Annotated in this window: 18 protein-coding genes; 14 read left to right on the forward strand and 4 right to left on the reverse strand. The window is 43.3% G+C overall.

Features of this window, described 5'->3' with window-relative positions; translation table 11 throughout:
• The first annotated feature begins 137 nt into the window (after window positions 1-137).
• From DXX92_RS03100 to mgtE, 12 genes are all read left to right on the forward strand, one after another.
• Window positions 138-1118, forward strand: a complete 981-nt coding sequence (locus DXX92_RS03100) for a calcium/sodium antiporter (RefSeq protein ID WP_115999098.1) — start codon at window positions 138-140, stop codon at window positions 1116-1118.
• A 68-nt stretch (window positions 1119-1186) separates the two neighbouring features.
• Window positions 1187-2158: a KpsF/GutQ family sugar-phosphate isomerase gene (locus tag DXX92_RS03105; RefSeq protein WP_115999099.1), complete on the forward strand. Its 972-nt coding sequence runs from the start codon at window positions 1187-1189 to the stop codon at window positions 2156-2158.
• The gene (gene kdsC / locus DXX92_RS03110; RefSeq protein WP_245961387.1) at window positions 2158-2742 is read left to right on the forward strand and encodes a 3-deoxy-manno-octulosonate-8-phosphatase KdsC; all 585 of its coding nucleotides are present in this window, start codon (window positions 2158-2160) and stop codon (window positions 2740-2742) included. The genes DXX92_RS03105 and kdsC overlap by 1 nt, the downstream gene beginning before the upstream one ends.
• Entirely contained in the window at window positions 2739-3305 is a 567-nt protein-coding gene (gene lptC, locus DXX92_RS03115; protein WP_115999100.1) for an LPS export ABC transporter periplasmic protein LptC, read from the forward strand. Before kdsC ends, lptC begins: the two co-directional genes overlap by 4 nt.
• Window positions 3271-3780: a lipopolysaccharide transport periplasmic protein LptA gene (gene lptA / locus DXX92_RS03120; protein WP_115999101.1), complete on the forward strand. Its 510-nt coding sequence runs from the start codon at window positions 3271-3273 to the stop codon at window positions 3778-3780. Before lptC ends, lptA begins: the two co-directional genes overlap by 35 nt.
• A gap of 3 nt (window positions 3781-3783) precedes the next feature.
• On the forward strand, window positions 3784-4518 hold the full coding sequence (gene lptB / locus DXX92_RS03125) for an LPS export ABC transporter ATP-binding protein (RefSeq protein ID WP_115999102.1): 735 nt from the start codon (window positions 3784-3786) through the stop codon (window positions 4516-4518).
• Window positions 4519-4579: 61 nt separating this feature from the next.
• Window positions 4580-6088, forward strand: coding sequence for an RNA polymerase factor sigma-54 (locus DXX92_RS03130; protein WP_115999103.1), 1509 nt, complete (start codon window positions 4580-4582; stop codon window positions 6086-6088).
• 27 nt (window positions 6089-6115) lie between these two features.
• Window positions 6116-6403 carry a ribosome hibernation promoting factor gene (gene hpf, locus DXX92_RS03135; protein WP_115999104.1) on the forward strand — a complete coding sequence of 96 codons (288 nt, stop codon included), beginning with the start codon at window positions 6116-6118 and terminating at the stop codon, window positions 6401-6403.
• Between the two features lie 3 nt (window positions 6404-6406).
• Complete coding sequence (gene ptsN, locus DXX92_RS03140; RefSeq protein WP_115999105.1) at window positions 6407-6859, forward strand: PTS IIA-like nitrogen regulatory protein PtsN; 453 nt, start codon at window positions 6407-6409, stop codon at window positions 6857-6859.
• A gap of 13 nt (window positions 6860-6872) precedes the next feature.
• Window positions 6873-7727 (forward strand): RNase adapter RapZ, encoded by an 855-nt coding sequence (rapZ, locus tag DXX92_RS03145; RefSeq protein ID WP_115999106.1) that lies wholly within the window; start codon window positions 6873-6875, stop codon window positions 7725-7727.
• 30 nt (window positions 7728-7757) lie between these two features.
• Complete coding sequence (locus tag DXX92_RS03150; RefSeq protein ID WP_115999107.1) at window positions 7758-8033, forward strand: HPr family phosphocarrier protein; 276 nt, start codon at window positions 7758-7760, stop codon at window positions 8031-8033.
• Window positions 8034-8255: 222 nt separating this feature from the next.
• Window positions 8256-9614, forward strand: coding sequence for a magnesium transporter (gene mgtE, locus DXX92_RS03155; protein WP_115999108.1), 1359 nt, complete (start codon window positions 8256-8258; stop codon window positions 9612-9614).
• A 163-nt stretch (window positions 9615-9777) separates the two neighbouring features.
• Here mgtE and pmbA read toward each other — a convergent pair whose 3' ends face one another.
• Window positions 9778-11121: a metalloprotease PmbA gene (gene pmbA / locus DXX92_RS03160; protein ID WP_115999109.1), complete on the reverse strand. Its 1344-nt coding sequence runs from the start codon at window positions 11119-11121 to the stop codon at window positions 9778-9780.
• 118 nt (window positions 11122-11239) lie between these two features.
• On the opposite strand from pmbA, the gene yjgA reads away from it, so the two are divergent.
• Window positions 11240-11761, forward strand: a complete 522-nt coding sequence (gene yjgA / locus DXX92_RS03165) for a ribosome biogenesis factor YjgA (protein ID WP_115999110.1) — start codon at window positions 11240-11242, stop codon at window positions 11759-11761.
• 101 nt (window positions 11762-11862) lie between these two features.
• Here yjgA and DXX92_RS03170 read toward each other — a convergent pair whose 3' ends face one another.
• A complete protein-coding gene (locus DXX92_RS03170; protein ID WP_115999111.1) occupies window positions 11863-13218 on the reverse strand; it encodes a Do family serine endopeptidase in 1356 nt (451 codons plus the stop codon).
• A gap of 77 nt (window positions 13219-13295) precedes the next feature.
• Window positions 13296-13751: a YhcB family protein gene (locus DXX92_RS03175; RefSeq protein WP_115999112.1), complete on the reverse strand. Its 456-nt coding sequence runs from the start codon at window positions 13749-13751 to the stop codon at window positions 13296-13298.
• A 474-nt stretch (window positions 13752-14225) separates the two neighbouring features.
• Between DXX92_RS03175 and zapE the strand changes: the two genes are divergently transcribed.
• Complete coding sequence (gene zapE / locus DXX92_RS03180) at window positions 14226-15341, forward strand: cell division protein ZapE (RefSeq protein WP_115999113.1); 1116 nt, start codon at window positions 14226-14228, stop codon at window positions 15339-15341.
• 59 nt (window positions 15342-15400) lie between these two features.
• Here zapE and DXX92_RS03185 read toward each other — a convergent pair whose 3' ends face one another.
• Window positions 15401-17827, reverse strand: coding sequence for a bifunctional diguanylate cyclase/phosphodiesterase (locus tag DXX92_RS03185; RefSeq protein WP_115999114.1), 2427 nt, complete (start codon window positions 17825-17827; stop codon window positions 15401-15403).
• Window positions 17828-18000: the final 173 nt, after the last annotated feature.

Raw genomic sequence — 18000 nt, forward strand, 5'->3', positions numbered from 1 at the left:
AATCGTTTTACTCTGCGTTGAAAATAATGGATTTAGATGACTAAACCACATGATTTTCGTCTTGATTAAAGCGAATTTATCAACTCAGCTGAACGACAAAACAAAGATCAACAGCCCCTTAAGATCAGGAGTAGTAAATGTTATTGCAAGTATTGATATTAGTTGTCGCGCTCGTTGTCCTTGTATGGAGTGCTGATAAATTTGTATATGGTGCCTCGTCGGTTGCCCGAAATTTTGGTGTTTCACCTATGATTATCGGTTTGACGATTGTTGCCATGGGTTCGTCTGCGCCTGAAATGATGGTGGCAGCAACAGCATCGCTGGATGACAAAGCAAATACAGCAATCGGTAATGCAATTGGCTCCAATATCACTAATATCGCTCTGGTATTAGGCTTAACAGCGCTACTTAAACCACTGCAAGTCTCCTCTTCAACAGTTAAACGCGAGTTGCCGATTGCCTTGGGCATTACATTTATTGCGTTTCTAATGCTGATCAACCTTGAGTTAAGCTTAGTTGAGGGCAGCATTCTGATGGTCGGCTTTTTTGTCTACATCGCAACGTTATTAGTGATCACTTTACGCCGCGCTAAAAGTAATCCTGTTGACGACCCTATGATTGTCGAGGCCGAAGCAGAGGTGCCAGAGGCAACGAGTAATAGCAAAGCATTTCTGTGGTTAGCTGTTGGCATGGTGTTGCTGCCGTTAAGTGCAAGTTACTTGGTTGACTCAGCCGCCTTTATTGCCAAATCCTTTGGGGTTAGTGACCTCGTTATCGGTTTAACCATTATTGCTATTGGTACCAGCTTGCCAGAATTGGCAGCGAGTATGATGAGTCTGATAAAGAAAGAAGATGACTTAGCACTCGGTAACATCATTGGCTCCAATATTTTTAATATTCTTGCAGTGTTATCATTGCCAGGAATAATTGCGCCTGGCGCTATAGATGCCGAAGTTGCAAGCCGTGATGCGCCATATATGCTGGCGATTACCTTATTGCTGTTTGCGCTGTGTTTTAGCCGCGAAAAAGGCGCGTTCCGTATCACGCGACTGAAAGGCGCAACCTTGTTTTTAGCGTTTATTCTCTACCAAGTTATTTTGTTTAGCCAAGTGGCATAAGCGGCTTAATCAGCAACATTGTCGATAAATATTTAAATGCTTACATCAATTAAGAGTTTGCTTTACTAATGAATTCTGAAAATTTTATAACCTTGGGTAATAAGGTACTTGAGACTGAATTAGCTGCAGTTGAAGGTTTGAAGCAGTACTTAGACACAGGTTTTGCGAGTGCATGCCAAACCATGTTTGATTGCCAAGGTAAAGTGGTAGTGGTTGGCATGGGCAAGTCGGGTCATATCGGTGGTAAAATTGCGGCAACACTAGCGAGTACTGGTACGCCAGCGTTTTTTGTGCACCCAGGTGAGGCTAGCCATGGCGATTTAGGAATGATTACCGAAAATGATGTGGTGCTCGCTATTTCAAATTCTGGTGAAACCGGTGAATTACTGGCAATTATCCCTGTAATTAAGCGAATCGGCACGCCACTTATTGCGATGACAGGCAACCCTGAGTCAACGTTAGCTCAATTGGCTGAACATCACGTTTGTGTGAAGGTTGAACAAGAAGCCTGCCCGCTTGGCTTGGCACCAACCTCTAGTACTACCGCCACACTTGTGATGGGCGATGCCATTGCCGTGGCCTTACTCAATGCGCGTGGTTTTACAGCGGATGATTTTGCCTTGTCACACCCAGGCGGCAGCTTAGGAAAAAGGTTACTACTGCGCCTGAGTGATATTATGCACACCGGTGAGCGCTTGCCTGTTGTACCAAACAGCGCCTTAATCAAAGAAGCTTTAGTCGAAATGAGCGAAAAAGGCTTAGGTATGACTGCTGTCTGTGATGAACAAGGAAAGCTCGCTGGTATTTTTACCGATGGTGACTTACGCCGCATTTTAGATGGTAAAATTGATATTCATCACGACGGAATTGTGTCAGTGATGACGAAAACGCCAACCACAGCACAGGCTGACTTATTAGCGGCTGAAGCGTTGAATGTGATGGAAGAGAAAAAAATAAACGGATTGATTGTGGTTGATGAGCAAAACCAACCTGTAGGTGCCCTAAATTTACAAGACTTGTTAAAATCAGGCGTACTCTAATGACATTAGAAAACACTATGAAAGCAGCACAAGAACCCGTATCGACACTATACGGCCCCGTCGCCAAGCAAGTTATTGCCAGTGCCAGCAACATTCAGCTATTGGTATGTGACGTTGATGGCGTATTTTCTGATGGGCGTATTTACCTAGGTAACCAAGGTGAAGAGCTCAAAGCGTTTCATACCAAAGATGGTTATGGTATCAAGGCGTTGATTGCCTCGGGCGTAACGGTCGCCATTATTACTGGCCGAAATTCGCGAATAGTTAACGATCGCATGAAAGCGCTAAACGTTGAACATATCATTCAGGGCAAAGAAGACAAGTTACCCGAAATGAAAGCGCTAATGAGCGAACTGTCGATTACGGCTGAGCAAGTGGCGTATATCGGTGATGACATGGCCGACTTACCTTGCATTGAGTATGCGGCCTTAGGGGTTGCGGTTAATGATGCACACCCAGCTGTCATTAACAAAGCAGATTATCGCACTTTTACGCTAGGTGGCTTTGGCGCTGTGCGCGAACTTTGTGATCTTATTATGCATAGCCAAGACACATTGATAGACGCTAAAGGCGCGAGTGTATGAATCGACTTTATGGCCTAGCGCTAATCGCTTTCTTGTTTAGCCTTATGGCCTATGGCGTTGTGCAATGGCGTCAAGCACAGCAGCAAGACGCTGACATTGTTGAAGCAGAGCTTGTCCCTGACTTTATTGCTGAAGCGCTTAATAGTGATATCTACAGTGAGAGCGGCCAATTATCGCATCATGTTAATGCCGAGCGCATGGAACACTACGCTGAGTTGGCATTTACTCACTTTGAACAGCCTAAATATACTGTATATCCGAAAAATGATTCGGCACCATGGCAACTCGAAGCACTTGAAGGCACGCTTTATAACAATAATCGCGTGGTATTAAAAAACCGTGTGACATTAATGGCGACAGAGCCAGACAGTTTGATTAAGGAAATTCACTGTAAATACTTAGAACTGGATTTGAATACCAATATTATTAGCTCTGATCAAACCATATTGATTCAGGGAAAAGACTTTACTATGTATGGTTCTGGGCTAATTATAGACTTAAACACTAAACAAATGACATTGACCGAGCATGTACAAACTATTTATAAAAAAGCTGCTAGCTAGCCTAGCGCTCGCGAGTGTGATCAGCACTCCGGCACTTGCTGCAAAAATTGACCTTGAGCAAGAAATTCATATCTCGGCAGGGCGTCAAGCAGGTGACTTAAAAAATAAAATTGCTAGCTACTTAGATGATGTAGTGATTTCACAAGGTTCATTGAAAATTAAAGCTGACCTTGTGCAAGTTTTTAGTCAAAAAGATCAAGACGTGCAAACCTATGTTGCTAAAGGGCAACCAGCAACATTTGAACAACTGCTTGAAGATGGCAGTAAGATTCGTTTGCAAGCCAATGAAATTAAATATGAACCATTAACTTTCACTATCACCATCTCGGGCAATGCATTGCTGACGCAAGCTGGTAGTGAAGTTAGCGGTGAGAAAATCGTGTACAACACGCTAACCGAGCAATTGGAAGCAGAAGGTGGCAGTAACCAGTCGGTAACCACCATTTTAAAACCTAAAGCAAAAAGTGATAAATAGCCAATGACACAAGAAGTAACACTTACCGCGTCTGGCTTAGCAAAAGCTTATAAAGGTCGACAGGTTGTTAAAAATGTCAGCTTGTCGGTCAGTACTGGACAAATTGTCGGTTTACTTGGCCCTAATGGTGCGGGTAAAACCACGTCGTTTTATATGATTGTTGGCTTAGTGCCGAACGATAGCGGTGAAATCACTTTAGGGACAGATGATTTAACTTTGTTGCCTATGCATGAGCGCGCGCGTCGCGGTATTGGCTATTTGCCGCAAGAAGCGTCTATTTTTCGCAAACTGACGGTTTATCAAAACATCATGGCGATCTTGCAAACACGCAAAGACTTAACGGAAGTTGAGCGTGAAGAAAAACTCGAATTGCTTATTGAAGAATTCAATATCGGCCATATAAGAGATAATACGGGCATGAGTTTATCGGGTGGTGAACGTCGTCGTGTTGAGATTGCCAGAGCGCTAGCGGCCGACCCATTGTTTATTTTGCTGGATGAACCTTTTGCTGGTGTAGACCCAATTTCAGTTGGTGATATTAAAAAGATTATTTTGCATTTAAAGCAGCGTGGCATTGGCGTTTTGATCACTGACCACAATGTCCGCGAAACACTTGATGTGTGTGAGCATGCATATATCGTTAGTCACGGAGAATTAATCGCTGAAGGTGATTCAGAACAAATTTTGGCGAATCAGCAAGTAAGAGATGTATACCTAGGTGAGCAATTCACGCTATAGTTAAATCATTAGCGTTTTACTTGAATAAAAGAATACAACAAAAGGAAACCGTTAGACTTAAATGCGTCCATCATTGCAGTTAAAAATTGGTCAGCAACTTACGATGACGCCGCAACTTCAGCAGGCTATCAAGTTACTACAATTATCAACATTAGACCTTCAACAAGAGATTCAAGAAGCGCTGGAAAGCAATCCACTGCTTGAAGTGGATGAGTCGGCGAGTGCCTCATCGGAAAGTAATGACAGCGAGTCTATAGACGATGCTTATTCTGCTACGGCAACGACCGAGCAGGTGACAACAGATGGTTCTGAAGATGCTATGCCTACCGCTGATGAAGTCAGCACTACTGAGGCGATGGAAAAAAATGACATTCCAGAAGAGTTGAGTATTGATACCACTTGGGATGAGTCATTTAGTGCAGGTGTAAGTAGCTCTGGCATTGGCACTGCAGGCAGTGATGACTACGTTTATCAAGGTGAAACCACCGATTCTATTCAAGACCACTTGCGCTGGCAAATGGAGCTAACCCCCTTTAGTGAAACCGATGAAGCCATTGCCATGGCAATTATCGATGCCGTTGACAATGCTGGTTACCTAACCGTTTCTGCCGAAGATATATTGGAAAGTCTAGGTCTTGAGGAAGTTGAACTTGACGAAGTTGAAGCGGTATTAAAGCGTATTAATATGTTCGATCCTATTGGGGTCGCAGCGCGTTCTATTCCTGAATGTTTACTTATTCAATTGAACCAGTTTGATAACGACACACCGCATTTAGCAGAAAGTAAGCTGATCATTAGCGAGCACATTGATTTATTGGGTAATCGTGACTATCGTCAAATAATGCGAAAAACCAAGCTCAAGGAAGACCAGCTGCGCGAGGCACTGCGCCTGATCCAGTCGTTAAACCCAAGACCGGGTGATGCTGTAGTGCAAGGTGATGATCAGTACGTTATCCCAGATGTTTCTGTGGAAAAGAAAAATGGTCGCTGGGTGGTTGAGCTTAATCCAAGTACAGCACCAAGATTATCAATTAACCAGCAATACGCAGCGATGACCAAAAGTATGAAGTCATCGGACGATAATCAGTTTATCCGTTCAAACCTGCAAGAAGCCAAATGGTTTATTAAAAGTTTAGAAAGCCGCAACGAAACGCTGCTGAAAGTGTCAAACTGTATTGTTCAGCGTCAGCAAGGCTTTTTCGAATACGGGCCAGAAGCGATGCGCCCGATGGTGTTAAACGACATCGCAGAAGCGGTTGATATGCATGAGTCAACCATATCGCGTGTAACCACGCAAAAATTCATGCACACGCCTAGAGGTATTTTCGAATTAAAGTACTTCTTTTCTAGTCATGTTAGTACGGAAAATGGGGGGGAATGTTCATCTACTGCTATCAGAGCATTAATTAAAAAGCTTGTCTCAGCAGAAACTCCATCGAAACCATTAAGTGATAGCAAAATGGCGGAACTATTAGCAGAGCAAGGGATTAATGTTGCGCGACGGACAATAGCTAAGTACCGAGAGTCCTTATCTATTCCACCGTCAAATCAAAGAAAAAGTCTACTTTAAGTATTCAAGCAATGAGGAATAAAGCTTATGCAAATTAATTTATCAGGCCACCACGTAGAAGTGACAGATTCATTACGCGATTTCGTTAACACTAAGTTTGCAAAGCTGGAGCGACATTTCGATCACATTAACAATGTTTACGTCGTTCTTACCGTAGAAAAATTAAACCAAAAAGCCGAGGCGACAGTTCACCTCAACGGCACAGAGGTTCACGCCTCAGCACAAAATCAAGACATGTACGCATCAATTGACTCGCTCATTGATAAACTTGACCGCCAAATCCTTAAATACAAAGGAAAAATTACTCAGCATTAAACTATGAAGCTGCAAGATATACTAACCGAGGACTGCACATCCTGTGCAGTCCCACTGTCAAGCAAAAAGAAAATCCTCGAGCAAATTTGCAGTATTGCAACTAGTCACATTCCTGAACACTCAACATTTGAATTGCTGCAAAGTTTGCTGGCTCGTGAAAAAATGGGCAGCACGGGCATTGGCAATGGCATTGCAATACCACACGGTCGCCTCACTGGCACGAATCAAGTTGTGGCAGTACTGATGACCACTGAACAGCCAGTGGCGTTTGATGCGATTGATAACCGCGCTGTTGATATCTTCGTGGCGTTATTTGTGCCTGAAGACTGTTGTAAAGATCACTTATCCACGCTGCAAAGTATTGCTAAGCTGCTGAGCAACAAACAAATCAATAAAAAAATTCGTAAATGTACTAGTAATCATGAGCTTTACGAGTTGATTAACCAAGCGGAATAACGGTAAGCAAACTATGAAACTTATTATCGTCAGTGGTCGTTCAGGCTCTGGCAAATCAGTTGCGCTCAGAGTTTTGGAAGATTTAGGATACTACTGCGTTGATAATATTCCAGTAAACTTACTACCTGCGCTTACCCACACGGTAATTAACGAATATGAAAACGTTGGTGTATCGCTCGATGTTCGTAATTTGCCGGCTGAGCCCAAAGACGTTCATGAGATTCTTGATTATCTGCCTGCTGCCGTAGAGCTGACCATTCTGTATCTTGATGCTAACGACAACGACTTGATCCGTCGTTTTAGCGAAACACGCCGTTTGCATCCGTTGATCAGACAAAATATCGCACTTGATCAAGCGCTAGAATTAGAGAAAAAACTGCTTGAGCCTGTTTCAACACGTGCTGACTTATATATGAATACTAGCCAGCTCTCGCCGCACCAGTTAGCCGATCTCGTACGTGAACGCATACTTGGTAAGAAAACAGGGGCTATGGTGCTAGTGTTTGAATCCTTTGGCTTTAAACATGGTATTCCTGCTGATGCTGATTACGTGTTTGATGCACGATTTCTCCCTAATCCGTTCTGGGACAAAGAGTTAAAATCGCAAACTGGCTTAGACCAACCCGTCCGTGACTTTCTCGCTAGCCAGCCGATTGTCACTAAGTTTGTTTGGCAAATTAATAGTTTTTTAATGACTTGGTTGCCGCACCTTGAGCGAAATAACCGTAGTTATGTGACAATAGCGATTGGTTGTACTGGTGGTAAACATCGTTCAGTCTATATTGCTGAATTACTTGCTGGAAACTTCCGCAAAGAGCGTGAAGATGTGCAGTCGCGTCATCGAGATATCGACATCAAGAGCACCTAAATTTAGCCTAGTTTTACATTGGGAAGTCACATGGCAATCGTATCCAAAGATATTGAAATCATTAATAAACTGGGATTACACGCCCGCGCAGCGACTAAGCTTGCGCAATTAAGCCAACAATTTAGTGCACAAATTACCTTAGCTTTAGATGGTAATAGCGCTGATGCGAGTAGCATCATGGCAATCATGTTGCTCGCTGGTGGCCAAGGTAAAGTTGTTAAGGTAACTGCCGATGGTGATGATGCTGAACAAGCCCTAGCAAGTGTTTGCCAACTCATCAACCAGCGCTTCGATGAAGCAGAATAAAGTCGAAAAATCTTAGGCTTAGCCAAATTAAAAGCTGAAAAACACAAGCAACTCATATACACTTGCTGGCAGTGCAGTAACTAATGCTACATGGTTTAAACTGTTGCCAAGTTGTCATCAAGCGTTAAGCTAATAATCGCATACTTATCGTTACTCGCGACATCGATATCGTCAATGTCTCTCAGTTAGTTAGCCAGTAAATCAGTCGGCGCAGGGTGAGTTATGCCGGAAATATCAGAACAAGAATTTAATCAACAACGACTACAAGAGGTAAACGAAGCGCTTGGCAGTGGTATGTTTGTTTATGTTCGCAAACTACTGCAAAAATTACCTGCCTATGATCTCGCGCTGATACTAGAGTCCTCCACCGTTAAAAGCCGTCCTGTGTTGTGGCAACTTATCGATCCAGATCACCAAGGTGAAGTACTTGAAGAGCTCAATGAAGAGGTGCGCAAGGGCATCTTGAAGAGCATGCGACCAGAAAAGGTTGCAGAAGTCGCTGAAGGGATGGATGTTGACGACTTAGCCGAAGTACTGCGTACCCTGCCTGATAGTGTCTACAAGGAAGTCATACAAAGTATGGACACACAAGACAGGGCTAGGGTCGAGGCGGCGTTATCGTTCGAAGAAGATACCGCTGGTGGTATCATGAATACCGATACCATCACTATTCGCCCAGATGTATCGGTTGATGTGGTGTTGCGCTATTTACGCCTAAAAGGTGAATTGCCAGAAGCCACTGATAGTTTTTATGTGGTTGATCGTCACGATCGCTTTATTGGCGCGGTGTCGTTATCAGCCATTGTTACTTCAAAGCCTGAAACTGTCGTTTCTAACCTTATTGACGCAGATATTGAAGCGGTAGCCCCTGATATGCCTGAAAATGATGTTGCGGCATTATTTGAACGTTACGACTGGATTTCAGCGCCTGTTGTTGACGAAGAAGGGCGTTTGCTCGGTCGTATTACGATTGATGATGTGATTGATATTATTCGTGAAGAAGCAGAGCATTCGATGATGAGTATGGCGGGTCTTGATGACGAAGCCGATACTTTCGCCCCTGTCATCAAAAGTACGCGTCAGCGTTCCGTATGGCTTGGTGTGAACTTGATCACCGCATTACTCGCCGTTGCAGTAACTAGCATGTTTGAAGGCATATTTAGCCAGCTAGCGATTCTTGCGGTATTGAACTCGCTGGTACCCAGTATGGGCGGCGTTGCGGGTAACCAAACATTAACCTTGGTTATTCGTGGTCTTGCGCTGGGTCATGTCGGTGATAGTAATGCCCGTTCCTTATTGTACAAAGAGCTAGCCGTTGGCTTTTTAAACGGCCTAATTTGGGCGTTTTTAATTGCGACTGTGGTGGCGGTGTGGAAGCAAGATTTAACGCTTGGCGGCATTATTGCTTTTGCCATGCTCATGAACTTGACCGCAGCGGGGATCGCTGGGGTGATGATTCCGCTGATGTTAAAACGAATGAATATTGACCCAGCATTAGCGGGTAGTGTCATTTTGACGACAATTACCGATGTTGTGGGGATATTTGCTTTCCTAGGTACAGCGACACTATTACTGACTTAAGCTGCTTAAGGTCGCCTGCCTAGCCCGGGTAGAAGTAGAAAAGGGCGAATAGAAATCTAACAGACAATAAAAAGTGCGCTAGTTTTTACTTAGAGACATAAACTAGCGCGCTTTTTGTTTTAATGGTAAATTTTTTTGGCTGACTAGCCTTTACTGAATAGTCTTAGTTACCGGCGATTTGCATCTCTTCAATTAATAACGAACCAGTGCGAATGCTACCGCGCATATCAGTATCTGTACCAATCGAAACAATGCCTTTAAACATATCTTGTAGTTTACCTGCGATAGTGATTTCTGACACAGGGTAAGCAATTTTGCCATTCTCAACCCAAAAGCCTGCCGCACCGCGCGAGTAGTCGCCAGTGACCACATTCACCCCTTGCCCCATTAATTCAGTGACTAACAGGCCAGTGCCAAGCTGTTTCAGCATAGCGTCAAAGTCACCACCGTTAGCGGTAACGAGCCAGTTGTGAATGCCACCAGCGTGACCCGTCGTTTGTAAGCCAAGCTTGCGCGCTGAATAGCTCGTTAGAAGATACGTTTCTAATTGACCTTGGCTAATGATTTCGCGATCAATAGTTTCAACGCCTTCTGCATCAAAACTGCTACTCGCTAATGCTTTGGTTAGATGAGGGCGTTCACTGATCGTTAGGTGCTCTGGGAAAATTGGTTGGCCTAACGCATCTAACAAGAAAGATGATTTACGATACAAATTACCACCGCTGATGGCAGCAATAAAATGACCAAAAATGGTATTGGCAATATCAGCACGAAACATGACGGGCACTTTTTGAGTGCTAATTTTCTCTGCATGTAGCCTTGAAATAACTTCACTTGCGGCTTGTTGGCCAACAAGCTCTGGTGCATCTAATTGCGCAAAGTCGCGGTTAACCGTATAAGCGTAATCGCGCTGCATATCGTCGCCATCTGACGCGATACTGACACAACTTAGGCTATGACGTGTACTTGGATAACCAACTAATTGTCCATGGCTATTACCGTATACTTTAAAGCCTTCAAAGCTAGCCAGTGTTGCACCATCAGAGTTAGTAATACGTGCATCACTTGCTAGTGCTGCATCTTCACATTGCTTGGCAATGTCGATGGCTTCTTCGGTGGTGAGCGCTTTTGGGTGGTAAAGATCTAACTCAACGGGCGTCATTGCCAGGCGATCTTTATCTGCTAGACCTGAACAGTCATCCACTGAAGTGTACTTGGCTATATCGACAGCCGCCTTAACGGCATTATTTAACGCTTCTTCTGATAAATCAGCTGTTGAAGCACTGCCTTTGCGTCCATCTTTGTATACTGTAATACCAAGGGCACCGTCATTGGTAAATTCGACATTTTCGACTTCGCCCATGCGGGTGTTAACACTTAACCCCTGTTGACGGCTCAAGGCAACTTCTGCGTTGTCAGCACCCAGTTGTTTGGCGAGTGCTAACGCGTTCTCTACGCGACCTTTAACATGATCAATTTGGGTGTTAATGCTATCGACTTCTTTCATTACTTGCTTCCGATGAGATACTGGCGAGTTGTTGCGCCTAAGTTAAGCGTTGCCCGAAGAGTGTTTGTTGTACATTTGCTGTATAATAGCGGGAAACTGACTTTGATTTGTGATCATTATGCACCACTTAGACCACGATATCGACGAATTCGATGAAGATTATGTAAGTAAAACCGATGTCAAACGCTACATGCATGAATTGCAGGATTTAGCCTTGACCATTATTCGTCTGCCTAAAGCGAAGCGCAATAAATTGCCACTAAACGAAGAGTTGCAAGATGCGATGATTTTGGCTGATAAAATCCTTAATAAACCGGATGCGTTAAAACGTCATAGCCGCTTTGTTGCGAAATTGCTGACAGAGGTGGATGTTGATGTGCTTAAAGCGGAAATGGACGCATTAGCGAATAAGCATCAACAGCAAAGCAAGCAACACGAGAAATTTGAACTACTGCGCGACCAATTGCTGGCTGGCGGTAATCAAGAGATTGAAGACTTATTAGCGCAGTGCGCGGGTATGGAACGTCAAAAGTTGAGGCAATTAGTTCGCCAAGCGTCTAAAGAGCAGGCCAACAATAAGCCTGGTAAAAGCCATCGCGACTTATTGGCTTATATCAAAGCTCATTATCAAGGCCAGTAGTCTTTAGGCGAGCTGATAGCAGATACAAAAAAGCGCTGCCTTTTTACAAGAGCAGCGCTTTTTTAATATCAGTAAAAGCTAGATGCTACTGATTTACAGGGTTAGCGAATCATTAAGTACATAGCACGGTTACCACGTTCAACTTTCAGTGCTAATACACCCGTGTTGTCTTTCAGATAGTTTCTGAGTTCAGCAATAGTGGCAATATCTTTGCGGTTAACCCCAGTAATGACATCACCAGCTTGCAGGCCGACAGCCTCAGCTGCACTGCCATCTTCAACGTCAGTGATTTCAATACCTTTACCATCTGCGGCATTGTCTAACTCGGCGCCATCAAGCATACGGTGAATACTGGCTGCTTCTACATTGGCTGATTCAGCTTGTTTTAACTTCACAGTAAAGCGCTTTTCTTTGCCGTCACGAATGACAGTTAACTTCACTTTTTTGCCTGCGCCAATTGAGCCAATTTTACCGCGTAGCTCAGCAAAGGTTTTCACCATTTTGCCATTAACTTTGGTAATAACATCGCCCGCTTTAATACCCGCTTCTGCGGCGGCAGAGTCTGCAACCACTTGTTCAATAAAGCCACCTTGGGTAGTTTCTAAGGCCATTGCCTTAGCAATTTCGCCGTTAACACTGCGACCAGCAACACCAAGCACACCGCGGCGAACTTCACCAAACTCAATAATTTGTTTGACCAAGTTGTTCATCATGTTGCTGGGAATGGCAAAACCAATACCGACGTTACCGCCGTTAGGACCAAGAATTGCGGTGTTAATACCAATTAATTCACCGCGTAAATTGACCAATGCGCCACCTGAGTTACCACTGTTAATTGCGGCATCAGTTTGGATAAAGTCTTCGAAGTTTTCGATATTTAGCCCGCTACGACCTAATGCACTGACAATACCTGAGGTGACGGTTTGGCCTAAACCAAATGGGCTACCAATAGCGACAGCAAAGTCGCCAACGCGCAATTGATCTGAGTCGGATACTTTAATCTCCGTTAAATCATCGTCTTTGACTTGTAGCAGTGCGATATCGCTTTCGGCATCAGAGCCGATTTTTTTCGCTTCTAGCTGACGACCATCTTTTAACGTTACTAAGATTTCATCTGCTTCATCAACCACATGGTTATTGGTAACGATATAACCTTCATCTGCATCAATAATGACGCCGGAGCCCAACCCTTGGAATGGGCGCTCTTGCGGCTGTTGGTTACGTCTTGGATTACCAAAAAAGAATCGGAAAGCATCTGGTACTCGCTGGTTTACTTCATGCGTATCTTTAACCGAAATACTAACCACCGCTGGTGTCGTGCGCTCAAGCATAGGCGCTAAACTTGGCAATGTTTGTCCTTCAACAGCAAGAGGTAGGTTGGCAAATGCTGGGCTTGACGATAACGCAATTGAACTGGAAATTAATGCGGCGCTGATCACTAACGACAATTTTTTCATACTTAAAAAAACTCCTTAACAAGAATTAAGTAGACCCATTAACAGACTAGTCGTAATTAACTTAGTTCAAAATAACCTTATTCGGCATTTGTAACACTTTGTTTCTTATCATCAAATAAACCACTTGGGTTACTTGAGTAGTCACGAGGTGCTTCATCTGTCGTTTCTTCTTTAAAGTCAGGCTTTTTCTCATGACGCAGCTTAACGGTTTGTGCGAGCTGTTCTTGAGTTTCCTGTGAGAAAAATGGCATGGCTTCGCTCTCTGTTGGCGTAGCGCGTTGTAATAAAGCAGTACTTTGCTCCATTTGTTTCATCGCTTTCTGGCATGTAGCGTTCATTTGCTCTAGTAACTTAGCAGAATCATCTAAATGTTCAGCAACATCGTTTTGGTATTGGGTTAAAGCTGCTTCGCCTTTAGTTACCTTTTCCGCTAGTGCTTTGTTTTCTTTAGCAGATGCCGATAAAAAGCGACCGCCAATAAAGCCAACTACGATGCCAACTAACAAAAGCGCGATACTTGTTACAACTGTCATATCTAGGTTCCTCGTTGTATTCGTTCAGAAAATTAGTGAGAATATTCAACCATTAGCATAAATACCAATTGAATTAATTAATTGATCAATTCAGATCGTTGTCAGCGCTGGGAGAATTAGCCAAATTTGTGCAGATATAGTTATTCTACATCCAATAAACTTGGCGCAATTATCGCGATGCTGACACGCTCCCAAAGGGCGAGTTTAAAAGGCTCATATACTGCGTTATTGATTTTGATAAGGAGAGGGCCATTCTCTGCAATCAATGCCTTGCCTATGAGCCTTTTAATTCTCGCTGAATGATTAAGTATTTATTTCAATTGGTATAACGTAAATATAGCGTTTAATGCAGGCCTAATATAGCGAATATGCTAGCTAAATTAAGTTTTTCAAGCACGAAGCTTGATTAACATTAGAATAAGCCTCCAATAAACTTATACAGATGATAACAGTAATAGCTGGAATATACGCTTCATGATCAATTTGACGCCGCTGCAAAAATATCAACAAGACTTAACACGTGACGATTTTCAATACGATGCGGCGCAGGAGAATGCTGTTAAACATTTACAGCGTGTGTTTGATGACCTAGAAAACAAACCCTTACCTGTGACAGGCTTCAAAAAAGTGCTTAATCGTTGGAAGCGCGTAGTTGGCAAGCAAGCACCAAGCAATGTCAAAGGCCTGTACTTTTGGGGCGGTGTTGGGCGTGGTAAAACCTACTTAGTTGACACTTTCTTTGATTGCCTGCCGTTTGAAAATAAAATGCGCGTGCATTTTCATCGCTTTATGCATCGCGTGCACGATGAAATGAAAACCTTAGCTGGGCAATCTGATCCATTAAAAATCATTGCTAAACGTTTCGCTGATGAAGCCTGCATTATTTGTTTTGATGAGTTTTTTGTCTCTGACATTACTGATGCGATGATTTTAGGAACTTTATTCGAAGAGCTTTTTGCTCATAACGTCACCTTAGTGGCAACGTCGAATATTATCCCCGATGAGCTATATCGAAATGGTTTGCAGCGCGCGCGATTTTTACCGGCAATTAAGCTGATTAATGAAAACTGCGAAGTCGTTAATGTGGATAGCGGTGTTGATTATCGATTGCGGACACTTGAACAAGCCGAAATTTATCATCACCCATTAGACGAACAAGCCAGTCGCAACCTTGCGCAATACTTTACGCAGTTGTCGGTTGAACCGGGTGAAAAAGGTAGAGTCATTGAAATTAACCATCGCGAGCTAACCACCATTGAAGAGTCTGATGGGGTTGTGCATTTTGAATTTAGTGAGCTGTGTGAAAGTGCTCGCAGTCAAAGCGATTACATGGAGTTGAGTCGACTATACCATACGGTGTTATTAGCCAATGTAACGCAAATGAGTGTTGATTGTGATGACGCAGCACGCCGCTTTATTGCCTTGGTTGACGAATTTTACGAGCGCAAAGTAAAGCTGATTATTTCGGCTGAGGTCGCTATGGATAACTTATACAGCCATGGTGGTTTAGAGTTTGAATTTAAACGTTGCTTAAGCCGTTTACAGGAAATGCAATCACATGATTATCTGGCAAGTGAACACTTGCCTTAATGGCTTAACAGCCTGACACCTTGCTCGCTTTCATATAAGCGTTAGTAGAGTAACCTAAGTTAGGCGATATGCTTGATTGCGGTATTTATACCTTTTGCGTTAGCTATCGCCGCTGAATTCGTGATTACACGGTTGCTATGGCGCTTATGGTTAAGCAGCGGAGCCATAAAGCTGGCTAACTGCGCTACAGGGAGTGGCTTAGCATAATAGTAGCCTTGAAAGGCATGGCAGCCAATTGCCGTCAATTGAGCAATCATTTGCTTATCCTCAATTCCCTCTGCGATCACTTTCAAATGAAGTGCTTGTGCCATATGAATGATGGCTTTCACTAAGTTTTTGGCTTCTGGCGTTTGCTCCGCTAATGCTGAGATGAAAGCGCGATCTATTTTTAACACATCAATATTCAGGTGTTGCAGTAGCGACAGTGATGAATAGCCAGTGCCAAAATCATCAAGGTATATTTTAATGCCAAGATCGCTCAGTTGCTTGAGACGAGCTTTCACTAGCGTGTGATTTTCTATTAATGCCGATTCGGTCAGCTCTATTGCTAACAAATGAGCTGGCAATGCGTAATGGGCCAGTTGTGACTCAATGAGTTGTACAATTTCATCGTCAACAATTTGTAAGGCTGAGACATTAATACTAATCGATGGGCATTGTTCCACCCCATAAAGGTGACGGAATTTATCAAGCTGGGCGATTGCCTTGCGCGCAACGAGTAAGCCAAATGCCTTAATCTTATTGGTTTTCTCTATAATCGGTACAAAGTCGAGCGGCATAATAAGCCCTCTACTTGGATGTTCCCAACGAGCCAATGCTTCAAAACCGATAAGCTGTTGTTCATTGCTAAATATCGGTTGGTAATACAGTTCAAATTGATCTTGTGAAATCGCTTTGTCTAAATCTGACTCTAAGCGATGCAAGTGAACGATGTCATCGAACATTTTATGTTGGAAAAACATCGCTTGGCCGCGGCCTGACTCTTTGGCCTGATACATAGCAATATCAGCGTTTCTAAGGATATCTTCTGGGTAAAAGTCGTCGGAATCGATTACTGTTACGCCGATACTTGCGCCAATAGTGTAGGTATTCCCGTCAATATTGTATGGTTGTTGCAGCTCACTTAGGTAGCGTTGCGCGATGTTTGTTGCGCGTCGCTCTGAGGACATATTTTGCAGTACGATAACAAACTCATCGCCACCAAAACGAAACAGTAAATCGTTACTGCGGCTGTTGTGCTTTAGTCTGTTGGCAACTTGTTCCAGCAGTAAATCACCGACCATATGACCTTGGGTATCATTGATCTTTTTGAAGTAGTCCAAGTCAATAAATAAAACGCTAAACGGCATAAACTTAGACGTAAGATGAGTCTTGTTCAATTGCTGCAAGTATTCATACAAGGCGTTCTTATTAAGTAACCCCGTTAGTAAATCGTGGCTTGCTTGAAATTTTAATGATGCCGTTTTTTCTTCGACTAACGAATTGGCCCATTGAATACGGGTAATATTCGTGTACAGGTAATAACTTAAACTCGCTGTTGCTACCAGTACCAGTGCCGCAGCAAGATAAGGAAAGTAATCTTCACCACTAGTTAACTTAATTTGGCTAAACTCAATGACCCATTGCTGATTGGCAAAAGGGATACTCGCGCTTTCGACTAAAGCTGGCTGTGTAAAGCAGGCGATGTTATTTTCGCAATTTAGCTGCCAACGAGAATCGTAGAGTTTTTGTTTTTGATTGTGCGCGCCGTTGAGCTGGGTATTTTCGTATATCGTTAAGACGAAGTTTTCAGATTGCGTTAAACCACCCCATAGGCTGTCTACCAATTGGTTTACCATTACCATGCCAACAATAATGCCCACATTAGTACTGTTGTTGGATACCTGTAGCAACATTCTCACACCAATTTCATCCTGATCACTCGTGAATGTTTTTGAACTGATAATTTGCTTGTCTATGGCTTCTTCGATTTGCGTGCGCAATTGGCAATCTGAATTGAGGTCTAAACCTAGCTCTTGTCCTAAATGAGTGCTTGGCTCGGTAAACGCGACAGGAAGTATGGTCTGGTCGGCTGCGGGTTCACAGCTTTGTGCTTGCGCCACATTGTGAATACGGTAATCAAATATGCCTGATTCACGCATTTTTGATTCAAAACCAGAGCGCGCTGATTGATGTATTCTCGGCGCCCACTCGATACCTGTTATGACCGTGCCGGAGAGTAACTCGTCATTAACCAGTTGAGAAAATTGTTGCCGATTTAAGTCTGGGTAAACCTTAAGCATCTGTTGGGTCGCAATCAGCACTTTTTCAATCGCGATAATGGCTTGTGATAAGCCCGTGACCTTGTCAACAAAGGTTGCGTGAAATTGGTTTTTAATTTGCTGTTGCTCATAGTGTTGAATAACACCAAACGCGCCGATTGCCATGGCCAAGCCAATCAACGCAGTTAGAACAACAGTTTTATAACGAATCAACTTTTCGAACATGAAAATGAGCAATCTACAACTAATAAAACAGGCGAGGCACCAAAAATGGCAACCTGTGTATCATATGTCAGTTAATACCTCTTGTAAATGATAATTATTATCATTAATATGGCTGGCGATTTTAACGCGTAAGATAGCTGCCTTCTCGGTTTCGCTTAGCTTGCGTTTAGCTC

Origin of the sequence: Thalassotalea euphylliae (assembly GCF_003390395.1) — a bacterium.
Classification (GTDB): domain Bacteria; phylum Pseudomonadota; class Gammaproteobacteria; order Enterobacterales; family Alteromonadaceae; genus Thalassotalea_F; species Thalassotalea_F euphylliae_C.

Bases quoted from the DNA above. Each gene is read 5' to 3' on its own strand.
- DXX92_RS03175 (WP_115999112.1), bottom strand. From the start codon at position 13,751: ATGACAGTTGTAACAAGTATCGCGCTTTTGTTAGTTGGCATCGTAGTT.
- zapE (WP_115999113.1), top strand. From the start codon at position 14,226: ATGATCAATTTGACGCCGCTGCAAAAATATCAACAAGACTTAACACGT.
- DXX92_RS03105 (WP_115999099.1), top strand. From the start codon at position 1,187: ATGAATTCTGAAAATTTTATAACCTTGGGTAATAAGGTACTTGAGACT.
- pmbA (WP_115999109.1), bottom strand. From the start codon at position 11,121: ATGAAAGAAGTCGATAGCATTAACACCCAAATTGATCATGTTAAAGGT.
- lptA (WP_115999101.1), top strand. From the start codon at position 3,271: ATGTACAAACTATTTATAAAAAAGCTGCTAGCTAGCCTAGCGCTCGCG.
- mgtE (WP_115999108.1), top strand. From the start codon at position 8,256: ATGCCGGAAATATCAGAACAAGAATTTAATCAACAACGACTACAAGAG.
- rapZ (WP_115999106.1), top strand. From the start codon at position 6,873: ATGAAACTTATTATCGTCAGTGGTCGTTCAGGCTCTGGCAAATCAGTT.
- yjgA (WP_115999110.1), top strand. From the start codon at position 11,240: ATGCACCACTTAGACCACGATATCGACGAATTCGATGAAGATTATGTA.
- DXX92_RS03150 (WP_115999107.1), top strand. From the start codon at position 7,758: ATGGCAATCGTATCCAAAGATATTGAAATCATTAATAAACTGGGATTA.
- DXX92_RS03185 (WP_115999114.1), bottom strand. From the start codon at position 17,827: ATGTTCGAAAAGTTGATTCGTTATAAAACTGTTGTTCTAACTGCGTTG.
- lptB (WP_115999102.1), top strand. From the start codon at position 3,784: ATGACACAAGAAGTAACACTTACCGCGTCTGGCTTAGCAAAAGCTTAT.
- ptsN (WP_115999105.1), top strand. From the start codon at position 6,407: ATGAAGCTGCAAGATATACTAACCGAGGACTGCACATCCTGTGCAGTC.
- DXX92_RS03100 (WP_115999098.1), top strand. From the start codon at position 138: ATGTTATTGCAAGTATTGATATTAGTTGTCGCGCTCGTTGTCCTTGTA.
- DXX92_RS03130 (WP_115999103.1), top strand. From the start codon at position 4,580: ATGCGTCCATCATTGCAGTTAAAAATTGGTCAGCAACTTACGATGACG.
- DXX92_RS03170 (WP_115999111.1), bottom strand. From the start codon at position 13,218: ATGAAAAAATTGTCGTTAGTGATCAGCGCCGCATTAATTTCCAGTTCA.
- lptC (WP_115999100.1), top strand. From the start codon at position 2,739: ATGAATCGACTTTATGGCCTAGCGCTAATCGCTTTCTTGTTTAGCCTT.
- kdsC (WP_245961387.1), top strand. From the start codon at position 2,158: ATGACATTAGAAAACACTATGAAAGCAGCACAAGAACCCGTATCGACA.
- hpf (WP_115999104.1), top strand. From the start codon at position 6,116: ATGCAAATTAATTTATCAGGCCACCACGTAGAAGTGACAGATTCATTA.